Source organism: Roseibium sp. AWQ4_290 (assembly GCF_056160985.1).
The window spans coordinates 230,735-246,605 of the sequence record NZ_JBSWYG010000001.1; the positions used below are offsets into that span (position 1 = coordinate 230,735).

The 15,871-nt window shown below is 61.4% G+C and carries 13 protein-coding genes and 1 tRNA gene; 11 read left to right on the plus strand and 3 right to left on the minus strand.

Annotated features, from left to right (window positions below):
• Positions 1–167: 167 nt before the first annotated feature.
• The 6 genes from ACXAH0_RS01015 to ACXAH0_RS01040 all read left to right on the plus strand — a co-directional run bounded on the left by ACXAH0_RS01015 (position 168) and on the right by ACXAH0_RS01040 (position 6,664).
• Entirely contained in the window at positions 168–1,124 is a 957-nt protein-coding gene (locus ACXAH0_RS01015; RefSeq protein WP_475188418.1) for a cobalamin-binding protein, read from the plus strand.
• On the plus strand, positions 1,121–2,557 hold the full coding sequence (gene ppsR / locus ACXAH0_RS01020) for a transcriptional regulator PpsR (protein WP_475172529.1): 1,437 nt from the start codon (positions 1,121–1,123) through the stop codon (positions 2,555–2,557). The genes ACXAH0_RS01015 and ppsR overlap by 4 nt, the downstream gene beginning before the upstream one ends.
• Positions 2,558–2,762: 205 nt before the next feature.
• Positions 2,763–3,683: a chlorophyll synthase ChlG gene (gene chlG / locus ACXAH0_RS01025; protein WP_475188420.1), complete on the plus strand. Its 921-nt coding sequence runs from the start codon at positions 2,763–2,765 to the stop codon at positions 3,681–3,683.
• A 12-nt stretch (positions 3,684–3,695) separates the two neighbouring features.
• Entirely contained in the window at positions 3,696–5,066 is a 1,371-nt protein-coding gene (locus ACXAH0_RS01030; protein WP_475188423.1) for a BCD family MFS transporter, read from the plus strand.
• Positions 5,067–5,108: 42 nt separating this feature from the next.
• Positions 5,109–6,332, plus strand: coding sequence for a geranylgeranyl diphosphate reductase (locus ACXAH0_RS01035; protein ID WP_475188424.1), 1,224 nt, complete (start codon positions 5,109–5,111; stop codon positions 6,330–6,332).
• Complete coding sequence (locus ACXAH0_RS01040; protein WP_475188427.1) at positions 6,329–6,664, plus strand: hypothetical protein; 336 nt, start codon at positions 6,329–6,331, stop codon at positions 6,662–6,664. Before ACXAH0_RS01035 ends, ACXAH0_RS01040 begins: the two co-directional genes overlap by 4 nt.
• Here ACXAH0_RS01040 and ACXAH0_RS01045 read toward each other — a convergent pair.
• A complete protein-coding gene (locus ACXAH0_RS01045; RefSeq protein WP_475188428.1) occupies positions 6,595–7,041 on the minus strand; it encodes a TspO/MBR family protein in 447 nt (148 codons plus the stop codon). The two genes, ACXAH0_RS01040 and ACXAH0_RS01045, sit on opposite strands and share 70 nt — an antisense overlap.
• A gap of 361 nt (positions 7,042–7,402) precedes the next feature.
• Between ACXAH0_RS01045 and ACXAH0_RS01050 the strand changes: the two genes are divergently transcribed.
• Complete coding sequence (locus tag ACXAH0_RS01050; RefSeq protein ID WP_475188430.1) at positions 7,403–9,238, plus strand: 1-deoxy-D-xylulose-5-phosphate synthase; 1,836 nt, start codon at positions 7,403–7,405, stop codon at positions 9,236–9,238.
• A gap of 287 nt (positions 9,239–9,525) precedes the next feature.
• Positions 9,526–10,362, plus strand: coding sequence for a cobalamin B12-binding domain-containing protein (locus tag ACXAH0_RS01055; protein WP_475188433.1), 837 nt, complete (start codon positions 9,526–9,528; stop codon positions 10,360–10,362).
• A 143-nt stretch (positions 10,363–10,505) separates the two neighbouring features.
• Here the strand turns inward: ACXAH0_RS01055 and ACXAH0_RS01060 are convergent.
• A tRNA-Lys gene (locus ACXAH0_RS01060) sits at positions 10,506–10,581 on the minus strand.
• Positions 10,582–11,347: 766 nt separating this feature from the next.
• Here ACXAH0_RS01060 and ACXAH0_RS01065 point away from each other — a divergent pair.
• Positions 11,348–13,123 carry an acetolactate synthase 3 large subunit gene (locus ACXAH0_RS01065; protein ID WP_475188435.1) on the plus strand — a complete coding sequence of 592 codons (1,776 nt, stop codon included), beginning with the start codon at positions 11,348–11,350 and terminating at the stop codon, positions 13,121–13,123.
• A gap of 24 nt (positions 13,124–13,147) precedes the next feature.
• Positions 13,148–13,720: an acetolactate synthase small subunit gene (gene ilvN, locus ACXAH0_RS01070; RefSeq protein WP_475172498.1), complete on the plus strand. Its 573-nt coding sequence runs from the start codon at positions 13,148–13,150 to the stop codon at positions 13,718–13,720.
• Positions 13,721–13,845: 125 nt separating this feature from the next.
• Here ilvN and ACXAH0_RS01075 read toward each other — a convergent pair whose 3' ends face one another.
• The gene (locus tag ACXAH0_RS01075) at positions 13,846–14,181 is read right to left on the minus strand and encodes a hypothetical protein (RefSeq protein ID WP_475172496.1); all 336 of its coding nucleotides are present in this window, start codon (positions 14,179–14,181) and stop codon (positions 13,846–13,848) included.
• A gap of 348 nt (positions 14,182–14,529) precedes the next feature.
• Between ACXAH0_RS01075 and serA the strand changes: the two genes are divergently transcribed.
• Positions 14,530–15,774, plus strand: coding sequence for a phosphoglycerate dehydrogenase (gene serA / locus ACXAH0_RS01080; RefSeq protein ID WP_475188438.1), 1,245 nt, complete (start codon positions 14,530–14,532; stop codon positions 15,772–15,774).
• Positions 15,775–15,871 lie beyond the last annotated feature (97 nt).

The window sequence follows — 15,871 nt, forward strand, 5'->3', positions numbered from 1 at the left end:
AAAGCGTAACGCCACAGGCGTAAAAGTGTCAACTAAACATGACGTATATTTTTATTTACACTTATCAAAAGGAGAGGCATGCTAGGTCGGCCCTCAGGTGCAACAGGCAACACGGGCCGCCTTCTGGAACGTGTCCACCCGAAGCGGTCAGGGAGGCTTGATGAAAAGTGAGGACGACCGGCACCAGTGCTTTTGCCCCAAAAAACAAGCACGGCCAGCACACGCCTGCCGCTTGTGAGGCCCCCTTTGCCTCTTCAGGGGTGCGCATGCGAAAACGGGAACGGCTGTTCAGCACGGAAAGAGACACGCTCCGCCATCTGATCCAGGGGCCGGTGGCCGCCAGGATGGCCGTGCAATTGTCCACCGATCTGGACACGGGGCTTGAAAAGCACCCCCGGTGTACAAAGGCCATCGCGAACCTCCGCTCGCTTGTCCTGGACACCGGCAGCAGTCTTGAGAACCTGCTGTCCAGCCTTGAGCAGACCCTGCCCCCCAAATCTCCGCCTCTGGTCAAGATCCTGATCCTGGAGGCCGCCGCCAGGCAGCTTGGCCGGGAATGGTCCGACGACATAACCAGTTTCGTTGACGTTGCTATAGCCGCCGCGCGGTTGCAGGGGCTTGCCCAGGCACTGGCGCAGGAAGCGGCTGCACCGGGCACCGCGCCCCATGCTCCGTTTGCCGCCATCCTTCTACCTGAAGGTGAGCAACACACTCTTATGCCCTATTTGACGGGCGCACTGTTCAACGCCTTCGGCTGGCAGCATCAGGTGCTTTCCCACCGCAAGGCTCCAGCTCAGTCTTTTGCCACGGCCATGCGCAGAGCAAATGCGGTTTGCATCGGCTGGAGCACTCCACGCCTGAAACCCCAGGTCAGACATCTTCTTGACGAGATAAAGTTGAACAGACCAGAAAGAAAACAACCTGTGATAGCGGGCGGATTTGCAGCGCTCGATTCTGTTGATTTCCTTGTCGAAATGGGGATTGACTGCGTTTGCGATACTGCGTATTCAGCGGTAAAGATCGCAGTTATTTTCACCAAACTGGAAAAAATGAGTTTTAAAGCGCCTTCTTCTGGCTGCATATCGAACTGCGTTTCAAAAAGGATTGATTGGCGAATCCCATGACCCTAAGCGCCCCCAAAAGCGGACAGCAAGGTATTGAGGTCGCCGGTGTATTACAGAAAACACTCAAGGCAGATGACCTGATCTCGCTGATCGGCCTGGGCGCAGATATAGTTTTCCTCGTCAGCACAGACGGAACAGTCACCCACACATCCGTTCAAAATCCCGATTTGGAAGTTTACAACCTGCCGGACTTCGCAGGCAAACCCTTGCGGGACTGCGTGACAAGCGAGTCTATTGCCAAGATCGACGCGATGCTGAAACCCGCTCCAAAGCGGCCACCTCGCGGGTATCAGGTGAACCACAGCGCGCCGGGACAGCCGGATCTGCCGGTTGCCTATGCGGCGTTCTCCGCAAAGGACCTGCCCTTCACGATCGTGATTGGGCGCGAGATGCAGCAACAGATGCGCGATCAGCAACGGCTGGTCGAAGCCCAGATCGCCATGGAGGCCGACTACCGGGATTTGCGCCAGGCCGAAGCCAGATACCGGGTGGCCTTCAAACTTGCCGAGACCGCCGACATCATCCTTGACGGCGAAAAGCGGACCATTCTTGAGGCCAATGCTGCGGCCATCGCCCTGTTTTCCGGAGCCTCCGGCACCTTGATCAACAAGCCGGTCCGCGATCTGGTCAGCAAGCCGGACCGGGACCGGCTGGGAGATGCCATCGGCGAAGCCCGCCACAGCGGCGAGCCCGTACGCCTCAAGTCCCTGAAAAGCGCCAAGGGACATGCCCTAGAGGCCAAACTGCGGGCCTTCCGGGACAATGGCGCTGCGAACCTGATCCTGACCTTCTGGTCCGAAGGCGGCCCGGACGTACCTGTGCGCGCGGACCGGGAAGCTGCCGCCCAGCCCCCCGCACTCGATCTAGACGCCCTGCCGGAAGCAGCCCTTCAGACCGACAAGGACGGCGCATTGATTGCGGCCAACGCGCTCTTTCTGGACCTCGTCCAGGCGCCAACCCTCAATCAGGTACTCGGCAGAAACGCCAGCAGCTGGCTTGGCAAGTCGGTCGTTGACCTGACCGTTCTTTATGCCCGCGCCCGGGAAGAAACCACCGTTCGCGGATACGCCACCGTAGTGACGGACACGATTGGCGGAGAGCACCCCGTCACGGTGTCCGCACGCCATGAGGCCGGATCCCAGACCGTCCAGCTGCTTCTGGTTCCCCAGGAGACGAAGACGGAGAGCCTCGGGCTGCGGTCCCCTGCCACCCCAGAGCAGGCGGAAGGTTTTGCAACCCTCGTCGGCAAGGTGCCGCTGAAAGAGCTGATCAGGGAATCCCTGGACGTGGTTGAGAAGATCTGCATTGAAGCCGCCCTCGACCAGACCAACAACAACCGCGCCAGCGCTGCGGAAATGCTCGGGCTGTCCCGGCAAAGCCTCTATATCAAGCTGCGCAGACACGGCCTTGAAAACTACCGCCCCGGCTCCTGAAACCCGCCTCAGCTGATAACGCCGCCTGTCAGACCGAGCCGGTCCTTCAGCGCCATTTTCCCATGGGTTCAATTCATTTTGTCTTTTGCAATGAGATGCTGGATTTCAGACAGCGGCAGCCAAATCCGATGACGCACGGCTGGCACCAGCCGAAAGTGTCAATTTAAATTGACACTTTCCCGGCTCAGGCATAGCATCTCCAGCTATGGAACTGATCCGGCACAGACCGCAAGCCAGCTGGCCCTCTCCGGGCGCTGTCATTGCCTTGCTCAAGCCCATCACCTGGTTTCCGCCAATGTGGGCCTATGCCTGTGGTGCCCTGTCCGCTGGCGGAGGTTTTTCCAGCCGCTGGGGATTTGTTCTGTGCGGCGTCCTGCTGGCCGGTCCGCTGCTCTGCGGCACAAGCCAGGCGGTCAATGACTGGTTCGACCGCCATGTGGATGCGATCAACGAACCGGACCGGGTCATCCCTTCCGGACGCATGCCCGGGCGCTGGGGGCTTTATGTCGCCCTTCTCATGTCCGCCCTGTCCATGCTGATAGCGGCCGCGCTCGGCTCCCTGATCTTTGCGGCGGCGCTGATCGGACTGTGCTTTGCCTGGTGCTACAGCGCCCCGCCTCTGCGCTTCAAACAAAATGGCTGGATCGGCAACGGTGTTGTCGGCTTCAGCTACGAAACCCTGCCCTGGCTGACCGCTGCCACGGTCATGACAGGCGCGGCCCCGGCGGCCCCTGTCTGGATCGCCGCCCTGCTCTACGGGGCCGGAGCCCACGGCATCCTGACCTTGAATGATTTCAAGGCGATCACCGGGGACAGGGAAATGGGCATCAGCACCCTGCCCGTTCTCCACGGCGCCCGGCCCGCCGCAGCCATAGCCTGCCTGATCATGGCGCTCGCCCAGGCCGGTGTCGCCGGGCTGCTCCTCTATCTCGGGCTTCCGGTCACCGCTTTTGTAGTCGCATTCCTGCTCGTCCTGCAGATCGGCTGCATGGTGCGCTTCGTCCGCGATCCCGTCCGGCTTGCGGTCTGGTATTCGGCAATCGGTGTCGGGCTCTATGTCACCGGCATGATGATTGCCGCGTTCGGCCTGCGGACACTTGCAGCCCCCGTTTCTCAAACCCTGTGAGGAAGCTGTCCCATGACCGCCCAAGCTACCAGCCGCCCGGCACAAGGGCACACCGTCCAGGGGCTCAGCTGGTTGGCCATTGTCAGGCTCGGCCTTGTTCAGGCGTCACTCGGCTCGATTGTGGTGCTGACCAATTCGACGCTCAACCGGGTCATGGTTGTGGAACTTGGCCTTGCAGCCATCATCCCCGGATTACTGGTCGGTGTTCATTATGGGGTGCAGCTGTCGCGGCCGCTTTGGGGCCACCGCTCGGATGTCGGCCGCTCCCGCACAAGCTGGATCCTGGGAGGTCTTGCCGTGCTCGCCCTCAGCGGCACGGCCGCCGCCGCAACAACCTTCCTGTTTGACCACCACGTCTGGGCCGGTCTCCTGGCAGCGGTTGCCGCCTATACCCTGATCGGGACAGGAATCGGGGCCAGCGGAACCTGCCTTCTGGCCCTGATGGCCACCAAGACAGCCCCGGAGCGCCGGGCCTCCGCAGCCACAATCACATGGATGCTGATGATTGCCGGTATTGTGGTGACGTCGATCGTTACTGGCCACAATCTGGATCCGTATTCGCACACACGGCTTGTTGCGGTCACCGCGCTGACCGGGCTCGCTGCCCTTGCTGTCTCAGCCCTTGCGATTGCAGGCCTTGAACGCCGCCCCACGGTTCTGAACCCGCAGAACCGAGCGCCCGCAGCCAGTTTTAAAGACAGCATCAAAGAGGTCTGGAGCGATCCTGAGGCCCGCCTGCTGACCCTCTTCATCTTCCTGTCCATGCTTGCCTATTCCACCCAGGACCTGGTGCTGGAGCCCTATGCCGGTCTTCTGTTCGCCATGACACCGGGCGAAACGACCAAATTGTCGGGAACACAGCATGCAGGCGTCTTCCTCGGCATGGCTGCTGTCGGCATCGCTGGCGGGCTCTTTTCAAAGCGTCGACCCGGGCTGATCAAGGCCTTTATCGTCTGCGGCTGTCTTGGCTCAGGGCTGGCGCTTGCCCTTCTGGCGGTGTCGGCCTCCTTTGCGCCCAACTGGCCGCTGGAGGCCAATATCTTCGCCCTTGGCGGCATGAACGGCGCCTTCGCGGTCGCCGCTGTCGGAACCATGATGGTTCTGGCAGGCGCGGGCAAAGCCTCCAACGAGGGCGTGCGCATGGGGGTCTGGGGGGCGGCCCAGGCACTTTCTTTTGGCCTGGGCGGCGTTGCCGGCACCATTGTTCTGACCCTCGGCCGCTGGTCGACCGGCCGGGATGACACCGCCTTCACCCTCGTGTTCGCCCTGGAAGCCCTGCTGTTTCTGATATCCGCCCTGGTCGCGCTTCGCATCGGTATCCGCACGGGCACACAGAACACACAGTCCCCAGGTCCAACCGCTCCGGTGGTGGCCGCAGAATAGACAGAACGGCCGGAACAGGACCGGACAGCAAGGAGGCCTGCTATGGAAACCACATTCGATGTTGCCGTGATCGGCGGTGGCCCGTGCGGGGCAATTGCAGCGGAAGCCCTTGCCCGGTCCGGGCGGTCCGTTGTGCTCATTGATCCGGGCAACCGCATCAAACCCTGCGGCGGCGCCATTCCGTCCAGAGCCCTGAAGGACTTTGCCATTTCCGAAGACATGCTCGTCTCAAAGGCGAACGCGGCCCGGATCATCGCCCCCTCCGGCCACGCGGTCGAGATGCGTATCGGAGACATTGGCTTTGTGGGCATGGTGGACCGGGCGACCTTCGATCCCTATTTGCGTGCCCGCGCCGCGCATGCCGGTGCAAAGCGCCTCCAGGGCAAACTGATCCATCTGGAAGAAACCGCAAACGGCCGGATTGCGCTCACAATCGCCCCCACCGGACCGGACACCGCAGCCGGACCGGCGGGCGCAGCCGACACGGTGACCCGGACCGCCCGCCTCGTGATCGGCGCGGACGGGGCAAATTCCACCGTGCGCCGCCTCATGTTCCCCAAGCGCAAGAAACCCCCTTATGTGTTTGCCTATCATGAGATTGTCGAAAGCCCTGATCAGGCAGCCCCGGACCGGTTCCAGCCAAACCGGTGCGATGTTGTTTATGACGGCCGGATTTCACCCGATTTTTATGGATGGGTCTTCCCCCATGGCCATCTGACCTCGGTGGGCTGCGGCTCCGCCGCAAAAGGCCACAATCTCAGATCCGCAACCGCCGCCCTGCGCCAGGCGTCTGCTCTTGAAGGGCAGCGCATTGTGCGCCGGGAAGGTGCGCCGCTGCCTTTGAAACCCATGCGGCGATGGGACAATGGCCGCAATGTGCTGCTGCTGGGAGATGCGGCCGGCACGGTCGCCCCCTCCTCTGGGGAAGGTATCTATTATGCGATGCTGTGCGGCCAGCTGGGCGCGGAGGCCGCCGCAGCCTGTCTTGCCACCGGCAAGGGCGCCTGTCTCAAGGAGGCCCGGCGGGCGTTCATGCGCCGCCATGGCAGGATTTTTCTCATTCTCGGGATCATGCAGCGTGTTTGGTACCGCAACGACCGGTTCCGGGAGAAATTTGTCGCCCTGTGCGCCGATCCTGACATCCAGCGCCTGACCTGGGAATCCTACCTGAACAAAAAACTGGTGCGGCGCGATCCGATGGCTCATCTGCGGGTCTTTTTCAAGGATCTCGGCCACTTGCTGCGGCTGCCGGTGGACCAGAAATGAGCGGCCTGTTCGCCTTTCTGGAAACCGGCTGGCTCGCCTTTGCTGCGCTGGCCTTCCTTTGGCTCGAAACGGGGCTTCTCTGCGCGCTCTCCAGGCAGCCATGGACCCGGTTCAAGGCCCTAGCGGGCGGCGCGTTTGCAGGCACGTTCCTGCTTGCTGCCCTCGGCCTCGCCCTGCGCGGGGACGCGCTGGTCTGGATCCTCCTGTTGCTCACCCTATCGCTGGTTTCCCATGTGTTTGACGTGTCAACCAGACTGAGAGATCACGCCGCCCGGTTCAGGCGCAGCACCGACAGGTTAAGCACCCCGGCAGCACTGACCCAGAGAAAATAAGGCACGAACAGCAGCGCGGCGAGCGTGGATACGGGCCAGGCCACGACCATAAAACAGACAATGGCCAGCCAGAGCACACTGACATCAACCAGCGCCAGATCCATACGCCTCTGTCCGAAAAAGAACCAGGACCAGCAGCCGTTCAAGACAAGCTGGAGCCCCCAGACCGCCATGGCCAGAGACCATCCGGCCTGGGTCCAGACCTCCCAGCCGGCATAGGCAATCATGATATAAAGAAGCGTCCACACAGTTGGAAACGCCCAGTTGGGCGGCGTCCAGCTCGGTTTTTTCAAGGTTTCATACCAGGGGCCGGGTTTGAAAACGGCGCCGCTCATGGCGGTCAGCAACACAAGGACTGCAATCATTACGGCGGCCATCATCAAGATCCTGCACCTGGGAACATTAGCTCAAACACAAGTATGCTCCGCCAGCACCGCAAGGCAACCCGCACCAACGCACCTCCGGAACCACACCTGCCCTCAAAGACGGTCAGAACGCCTCCTGGAAAGGCAAGGCCTTCCACCTCGCGGACTCCGCACATAACGGAGCGGCCCGGCCTCTTCCCGGAAGAAAGTGTAAAAAAAAGTTTACACTTTCTTCCGTATCGTCAAGAATGAAAGTCGCTTCGCCGCCTTTCGGTGAAACCGGATCTGCTTCCTGAACCGCGCCGGGACCGGTGTCAGGCAGCATGGACCATCCGGTGCCGCAAGGGCGGCAGCTGGCGCGGGAGGAGATGATATGAGCTTCATATCAAAGAGAGTTGCCTCGACGCCCCTGCTGGACAGGGTGCAGGGCCCCCAGGACCTGAAGGCCATGTCCCCTGACACGCTCGCAGCCCTAGCGGACGAACTCAGGACCGAGATCATTTCCATCGTCTCCAAAACAGGCGGCCATCTAGGTTCCAGCCTGGGGGTTGTTGAACTGACAGTCGCCCTGCACGCCGTCTTCAACACTCCGCATGACAAGCTGATCTGGGATGTCAGCCACCAGTGCTATCCCCACAAGGTTCTGACCGGCCGCCGCAGCCGGATGTGCAGCTTGCGCCAGAAAGACGGGCTGTCGGGCTTCACCAAGCGCAGCGAGAGCCCCTATGACCCGTTCGGGGCAGCCCATTCCTCAACCTCCCTGTCAGCCGGGCTCGGATTTGCCGTGGCCCGCGATCTTTTGGAGGAAACGGACGACGTGATTTGCGTTGTCGGCGACGGTGCCCTCACCGCCGGCATGGCCTATGAGGGGCTCAACAATGCAGGTGGGCTCAACCGGCGCCTGTTTGTGATCCTGAACGACAACAACATGTCGATTTCTCCCCCAACCGGCGCCGTGTCGGGGCATCTGAACGATCTGGCCGCCCGCTCGGGCTCCTGTGCCAGGGACCGGAGCCTGTTTGAGCATATGGGTTTTGCCTATCACGGTCCTGTCGACGGACATGACGTGAAGGCGCTGATTGCGGCACTGGACAGCCTTAAGCAGGACAGCACCGGCCCGGTTCTGCTGCATGTGCTCACGCGCAAGGGCGCCGGATACAGCTTTGCCGAAACCTCCCACGACAAGTATCACGGCGTATCCAAATTCGACATTTCTTCCGGTAAGCAGTCCAAAGCGGCCGCCACGGCGCCCAGCTACACCAAGGTTTTTGCCAATGCGCTCGTCAACGAAGCCAGAACCGATGACCGGATCGTGGCCATTACAGCGGCCATGCCGGCGGGCACCGGCATCGACATTTTCGGCAAGCAGTTTCCGGAGCGGACCTTCGATGTCGGCATTGCCGAGCAGCATGCGGTCACCTTTGCCGGGGGCCTGGCCGCCAGAGGCTTGCGCCCATTCTGCGCAATCTATTCCACCTTCCTGCAACGGGGCTACGACCAGGTCGTGCACGACGTTGCCCTGCAGAACCTGCCGGTGCGCTTTGCCATCGACCGGGCCGGGCTGGTGGGCGCGGACGGGCCAACCCATGCGGGCGCGTTTGATATCGGCTATCTGGCGAACTTGCCGAATTTCACGGTCATGGCCGCCAGCGACGAAGCCGAACTTGTGCGCATGGTCGCCACGGCCGCTCGCTTTGACACCGGCCCGATTGCGCTCCGGTATCCGCGCGGCGAAGGCACAGGCGTCAGCCTGCCGGACACGGCAGAGCCGCTTGCAATCGGCAAGGGCCGGATGATGGCGGACGGCACCACGGTTGCACTTGTGTCCTTTGGCGCCCGCCTCAGTGAATGTTTCAAAGCCAGAGCCCAGCTTGAAACGCTCGGCATATCGGCGGCCATCGCCGATGCCCGCTTTGCCAAACCGCTGGACGCCGGCCTGATCGAGCACCTGTTCAACACACACAGGCTTCTTGTGACAATCGAGGAAGGGGCGACTGGCGGGTTTGGCGCACTGGTTCTCCACCACCTGGCGGGGCGCGGCCTTCTGGATGGGCGCTGCGGCATCCGGACCATGACCTTGCCGGACCGCTTCATTGATCAGGCGTCACCAGCGGACATGTATGAGGACGCCGGGCTGACTGCAAACCAGATCAGCAGCGTTGTCTGTGAAGCGCTGAAAGAAAGGGGGAATCGCGCAGGCGGCAGCTAGACACGCTTCAGGCCGGTCCCCGGAAAGAGACCACAGCGCAGCGTCGAAAGCTTCAAGGGTAAAAATCCCAATCTATTTATGCCGCTACGGGAGAACGAAACGTCTTTGGCCCGCACACACGTGTGTAGTACGGTGAGGAACGGAGGAGCGCCTGACCGCCTGGGCCGAGCTATCGGGAGGGGGAGTTGGCCTATAAAGACACCGGTGAGACAACGGCAATAAAAACAGAGCCGCCGTTTTCGACCCTAGACACTGGCCAGACTGTAAAGGCTGAAAAAGACACCCAATTGACCTCGCAGGATATGAGTGTTCTGGAGACTGTCATCCGGGAGCGTGTGTCAAAACTGGTTTCCTCCCAGCACCTCGATCCAGCCGCATCCGATCCGGCACTGCTGTCCGGAACCGATATTGACATGCGCCTGCATCCTGAACATGACCGGCGGGCCCGGGCCCTGCCCTCCGCCGACCAGGCCATCGGCTTCCGGGAGGCCTTTCTGACCTCCCTGATCGACCCGGACCCGCGGCATCACCGGGACATTATCGAGGAATTGCTGCAGGCGGGCATTCCCATGCAGACCCTCGCGATCCATTTGTTTTGCCCCGTGGCCACCCAACTTGGCGTTTACTGGTGCAATGATGAAACCGACTTCATGCAGGTCACCGTCGCCTCGACACGCCTCAACACAATCGTCAATCATGTGACCCATGCCGGCGGCCTGCTGGCCAACCCGCACCCGTCCGCCAAACGGGTTCTGCTGGCCCGCTCCAAAGGCACCCAGCACACGCTCGGGGTGACACTGGTACGCATGTGTTTCCGCGATATGGGCTGGATCGTGGATGGCGGTGCGGATCTGGAAATCGGCGACACGCTGTTCATGCGCCTGTCGGAACGGCCCTATCAGCTGCTCGGCCTGTCCATCGGCCAGCTTGAGGAGATCGAAGACTGCACGCATGCCATCCAGCGCTGCCGGTCGGATGTCAGAACCAGGCCGACGATCATTGCCCTGGGCGGCGCCGCCGTGGTGTCCCACCCGAATGACTTTCAAAGGATCGGCGCAGACATTATTGCCAGATCCGCCCTGGAAGCTCTGCATCTGGCCGATCAGGCCAGCCAGGGAACCTGAGAGGACCGCCCCCTTCCCCCGCCGCACCTGCCCGGACAGAACAGGAACAGAACAAAGCGTGCGACGTCCCACGTTCCCGCTTCGTCCACAGCGCATAAATTGCGCAAAACGCCAGTTTCTTTATATTTTCCAGAAAGATAATTTGGTGGGTGAGTGGGGGCTCGAACCCCAGACCCGCTGATTAAGAGTCAGCTGCTCTACCAACTGAGCTACACACCCAACCTGCCAGCGTTGTGCCTACGCGGCCCGCCGGAGAGCGCTTCGTATATAGGGCGCACCGGCTGCTGGCAACTCCTATTGTGACATTTTTCTGTCACGGCCGCCATGCGCTTTTCGCAAGGCCGGGGAAACACCGCCCGCATCGGCGGAGATCCGGGCGTCCACCGGGCCGTGGATGCCCCTCCCCAGCATGGTGTCCTGCTCGTGCAAAAGGCGCACGCAGGGTCTTCCTCGAGCCCGGGGGACGTCTTTGCGCCCTCTGCGCGGCAGCCATCGCTCTGGTGCGCCAGAGGGCCGGACGGGCGGTTCCGCAGAGGCAAAAGGCAACTTTTAAAAACTTTGCCATTGTTTTGCGCAATAATCGAAATTGGGACTTGACCGGTCCCGGCCGCCTCACTAGTGTGCGCGGCGTCAGGACCGGCGGATATGATGGGCCTGACGGACTTTAAAGGACAGCCCTTTGGGACTGACCGCTCCATATCCGGACACAGGTCTTGACGGCCTGCAGCATCAAAGGACCGGGACGGCATGATGATGTCGCTCATTCTAGTAGTGGTAGGAAAGCGCGCCTCCGACGCGGGATAGCCCCCGTACGGATCAAGACGGCGCGCGACCAAGGCTCCCCGAGGGGCCTTTTTTTGTATCCGCCGCCTGACGATGCCGCCCTTCCCCTCCCGCTTATTGTGCCGCAGGACAAGACGCAAGAAAAACGATCTGAAGAGCCAAGGGCCCGGCAACCGGGCCGCGAACTGCAAGGACAGACAGAATGACACGGGAAATGACCGGCGCCGAAATGGTCATCCAGGCGCTGAAAGACCAGGGAGTTGACACGATCTTCGGCTACCCGGGCGGTGCTGTGCTTCCCATTTATGACGAGATCATTCAGCAGGAAGGGCTGGAGCATATCCTGGTTCGACACGAACAGGGTGCCGGCCACGCAGCGGAAGGTTATGCCCGGTCCACCGGCAAGCCGGGCGTTGCTCTGGTCACCTCCGGCCCCGGCGCCACCAATATGGTGACGGCCTTGACCGATGCGATGCTCGATTCCATTCCTCTTGTCTGCATTTCCGGCCAGGTGCCCACCCATCTGATTGGCAATGACGCCTTTCAGGAATGCGACACGGTCGGCATCACCCGACCCTGCACCAAGCACAACTGGCTGGTGCGCGATGTGGAAGATCTCGCCCGGGTCCTGCATGAGGCATTTTATGTGGCCACATCCGGCCGCCCCGGCCCGGTTGTTGTCGACATTCCGAAGGACGTGCAGTTCGCCACCGGCACCTATCAGGGCCCGACCCCGAACCCGGCGGCCTCCCACAAGAGCTACCGCCCGCAACTGAAGGGGGACGCGGCCTCCATCCGTCAGGCGGCAGAGCTGATGGCGGCGGCCAAAAAACCGGTGCTTTATACAGGCGGCGGCGTGATCAATTCCGGCCCGCAGGCCTGCCAGCTGCTGCGCGAACTGGTCTCGCTGACCGGCTTTCCGATCACCTCCACCCTGATGGGCCTGGGCGCATACCCAGCCTCCGGCGACAACTGGCTGGGCATGCTGGGCATGCACGGTACCTATGAAGCCAACATGACCATGCATGACTGCGATCTGATGGTCTGTATCGGCGCCCGCTTCGACGACCGCATCACCGGCCGGACCGATGCGTTTTCGCCCAATTCCCGCAAGATCCATATCGACATTGATCCTTCATCCATCAACAAGACCATCAATGTGGATCTGCCGATCATTGGCGATGTCGGCCATATTCTGGAAGATCTCGTGCGGATCTGGCGCAGTTCCTCCATGAAGGCGGATGCGGCCGCCATGAAAGACTGGTGGACCCTGATCGATCAGTGGCGCGCCCGCAACTCGCTGGCCTATAGGCCCAATGATGATGTCATCATGCCGCAATATGCGATCCAGCGGCTGTATGAGCTGACCAAACACCGCAAGACCTTCATTTCCACCGAAGTGGGCCAGCACCAGATGTGGGCAGCGCAGTTCTACGGCTTTGAAGAGCCCAACCGCTGGCTGACCTCCGGTGGCCTGGGCACCATGGGCTATGGCCTGCCCGCCGCCATCGGCGCCCAGGTGGCCCACCGGGACGCGCTCTGCGTCGATATTGCAGGCGATGCCTCGATCCTGATGAACATTCAGGAAATGTCGACGGCGGTCCAGTTCGGCCTGCCGGTGAAGGTGTTCATCCTCAACAACCAGTATATGGGCATGGTGCGCCAGTGGCAGCAGCTGCTCCATGGCAACCGCCTGTCCCATTCCTACACCGACAGCCTGCCCGATTTTGTCAAACTGGCCGAAGCCTATGGCGGTGCCGGCATCCGGGTGGAAAAGCCGGGGGATCTGGACGGGGCGATTGAAGAGATGATCGCCATCGACAAGCCGGTCCTGTTCGACTGCCGGGTGGCCAATCTCGCCAACTGTTTCCCGATGATCCCCTCGGGCAAGGCCCATAATGAAATGCTGCTGCCGGACGAGGCCAATGACGAGGCGGTCGCCAACGCGATCAGCGCTGAAGGCAAGTCCCTCGTTTGAGCCACGGCTAAGGATATTTGAAAGATGAACGCACAGAATGTCGATGCGCCCTCCGCCTATTTCCTGGCCGAGATGAGCAATGAAATCGAAACCCACACCCTATCGCTTCTGGTCGACAACGAACCGGGCGTGTTGGCCCGGGTGATCGGGCTCTTTTCCGGACGCGGCTACAATATTGACAGCCTGACCGTGTCGGAAACCGAGCATGAGCGGCACCTGTCCCGGATCACCATCGTGACCACCGGCACGCCGATGATCATCGAGCAGATCCGCCACCAGCTGGACCGGCTGGTGCCGGTGCACCGGGTGACAGACCTGACCGTGCGCGCCCGCCGGGCCAGTCAGGACAAGCCGCTTGAGCGGGAGCTGGCCCTGATCAAGGTAGCCGGGTCCGGCGACAAGCGCCTGGAGGCCCTGCGCCTGGGCGATGCCTTCCGCGCCACGGTGATTGACGCAACCACGGAGCATTTCGTGTTCGAAATCACCGGCCGCACCTCCAAGATCGAGCAATTCATCGCCATCATGAAACCGCTCGGCCTTGTGGAAGTCTCCCGCACCGGTGTTGCTGCGGTTCAAAGGGGCCCGGAAGGCCTTTAGACCCGCCCCTTTCCATGGGCTTTAAAAGCAGATGGGGCCCCGGCAAACAATGCCCGCTTTGATCGTTCCAGGGCAACTGTATACTGGGGCCCGGCTCTTGGGCCGGAACGGCAACGGAGGCAGGATCAGGGCGTTCCCGGATAGTCCGGACGCCAGCCGCTGATCGTGCCGCCATGGCTCATGATCTGAAAACGGAGGTCGGGCAGCCAGGTGACGCCGACAATCCGCCCCAGAAACTCTTCCTCCAGCTTCAGCAGCTCGCCCTTGCGCAAGTAGATCTGGATCGAGCAGACCTGTGTGCCGCACATCATGCTCATCCCCGGTTGGCCGTTGCACTCGATCCCCTGATGGGAGAGGACAAGATCATTGCGGCCATCCCCGTTGAGATCGAACTCAAACACCCCTTCCTGGGTAAAATGCCCGCCGCGGCCGCCGCAGCCGTCGGCAATGGCTTGTGCCATCAAAAACTGTGTTGCTTGTGAAAAGGCAAGAGACGGTCCTGTTGGCCATACAAAGACTGCTGCAAACAGCATACCGGATGCCAAAATCTGAAAAAGACGTTTCATATGACCCCTGATCATCTGCACCTGTTGGTTTTCCTGACCTGCCTCTCTTTCTGACAGGTGATGAGGGCACCAGTGCGGCACCGGCGCGCGCCCTCAACGCCTCTTTCTGAAAGCGCTGCGTGCGGTGCGGGAAAGAAACATCCCCTCCCGGCGAACGGCCTAGACGCGACGCGGATCAGCGCGTATACGACACCTGCGCGCCGCCCCGCGCCAATGCATTCCAAGAAAAAAGGCTTCAAGCTCATGATCCACGGTCTCTCCCGGCCGAAAAATCAAATCCGCTGGCTCCTGCTGGAAGGCATCTCGCCGACCGCAAAGGCGGTTCTTGAAAAGAATGGCTATACCAATGTGGAGGTTCTGGCCGGGGCGCTGGAAAAGGACGCCCTGATTGAAAAGCTGCAGAATGTGCAGATTGTCGGCATCCGCTCCCGCACCCAGCTGACAGAAGAGGTGCTGGAGGCAGCCAAGAGCCTCGTGGCGGTTGGCTGTTTTTCCGTCGGCACCAATCAGGTGGACCTGACGGGCACGCTGACCCGGGGCATTCCGGTCTTCAATGCACCGTTCTCCAACACCCGCTCGGTGGCCGAACTGACCGTTGCCGAAATCGTCATGCTGATGCGCGGCGTCTTCCCCAAATCCAGCGCCGCCCATGAAGGCCGCTGGATGAAGAGCGCCGCCGGCTCCCATGAAGTGCGCGGCAAGACGCTCGGCATTGTCGGCTACGGCAATATCGGCACCCAGCTCTCGAATCTTGCCGAAGCCATGGGCATGCGGGTGATGTATTTTGACATGGTTGACAAGCTGCAGCACGGCAATGTGGCGCCCACCGACAGCCTGGACACGCTTTTGGGGGAAGCCGACGTGGTCTCCCTCCATGTGCCGGACACGCTGGAAACCCGCAACATGTTCCGGGCCGAGCAGATCGCCAAGATGAAAAAGGGCGCCTATCTGATCAACAATGCCCGCGGCAAGGTGGTCGACATCGAGGCGCTGGCCGCCGCGCTGACCTCCGGCCATCTGGCCGGCGCGGCCATTGACGTGTTCCCGGTGGAGCCGAAATCCAACAAGGACGAGTTCCTCTCTCCCCTGCGCGGCCTCGACAATGTCATCCTCACCCCCCATGTGGGCGGCTCAACGGAAGAGGCCCAGGCCCGGATCGGCGAGGAAGTCTCCAAGCGGCTGGTGGAATATTCCGATGTGGGCTCCACTGTGGGCGCCGTCGAGTTCCCCCAGGTGCAGCTGCCCAAAGGCACCGAGGCAACCCGGTTCATCCAGGTGCATCACAACGCGCCGGGCGCCATGCGCACCCTGAACGATCTCTTCACCCGGCATGACCTGAACATCCAGGCCCAGTATCTGCAATCTCACAAGGATATCGGCTATGTGGTTCTGGACGTGGACAGCATGGTGGAAGATCCGGTGAAGATCCTGGAAGAAATCCGCGCCCTTCCCAACACGATCCGCGCCCGCCTGCTCAACCGGGTCTGATTCTGTCTGTCCGTCTTCCGCAAGACGAGGCTGGCGAAACCGGACTAAGACAAACAGCCGCGTCTGACAACAGACGCGGCTGTTTGGCTGTGTCGTA

What these genes read in the sequence shown, in the direction of transcription:
- chlG (WP_475188420.1), top strand. Translation starts at nt 2,763, where the DNA reads ATGGAACTGATCCGGCACAGACCGCAAGCCAGCTGGCCCTCTCCGGGC.
- ACXAH0_RS01035 (WP_475188424.1), top strand. Translation starts at nt 5,109, where the DNA reads ATGGAAACCACATTCGATGTTGCCGTGATCGGCGGTGGCCCGTGCGGG.
- ACXAH0_RS01050 (WP_475188430.1), top strand. Translation starts at nt 7,403, where the DNA reads ATGAGCTTCATATCAAAGAGAGTTGCCTCGACGCCCCTGCTGGACAGG.
- ACXAH0_RS01075 (WP_475172496.1), bottom strand. Translation starts at nt 14,181, where the DNA reads ATGGCACAAGCCATTGCCGACGGCTGCGGCGGCCGCGGCGGGCATTTT.
- serA (WP_475188438.1), top strand. Translation starts at nt 14,530, where the DNA reads ATGATCCACGGTCTCTCCCGGCCGAAAAATCAAATCCGCTGGCTCCTG.
- ACXAH0_RS01065 (WP_475188435.1), top strand. Translation starts at nt 11,348, where the DNA reads ATGACACGGGAAATGACCGGCGCCGAAATGGTCATCCAGGCGCTGAAA.
- ilvN (WP_475172498.1), top strand. Translation starts at nt 13,148, where the DNA reads ATGAACGCACAGAATGTCGATGCGCCCTCCGCCTATTTCCTGGCCGAG.
- ACXAH0_RS01030 (WP_475188423.1), top strand. Translation starts at nt 3,696, where the DNA reads ATGACCGCCCAAGCTACCAGCCGCCCGGCACAAGGGCACACCGTCCAG.
- ACXAH0_RS01045 (WP_475188428.1), bottom strand. Translation starts at nt 7,041, where the DNA reads ATGGCCGCCGTAATGATTGCAGTCCTTGTGTTGCTGACCGCCATGAGC.
- ppsR (WP_475172529.1), top strand. Translation starts at nt 1,121, where the DNA reads ATGACCCTAAGCGCCCCCAAAAGCGGACAGCAAGGTATTGAGGTCGCC.
- ACXAH0_RS01040 (WP_475188427.1), top strand. Translation starts at nt 6,329, where the DNA reads ATGAGCGGCCTGTTCGCCTTTCTGGAAACCGGCTGGCTCGCCTTTGCT.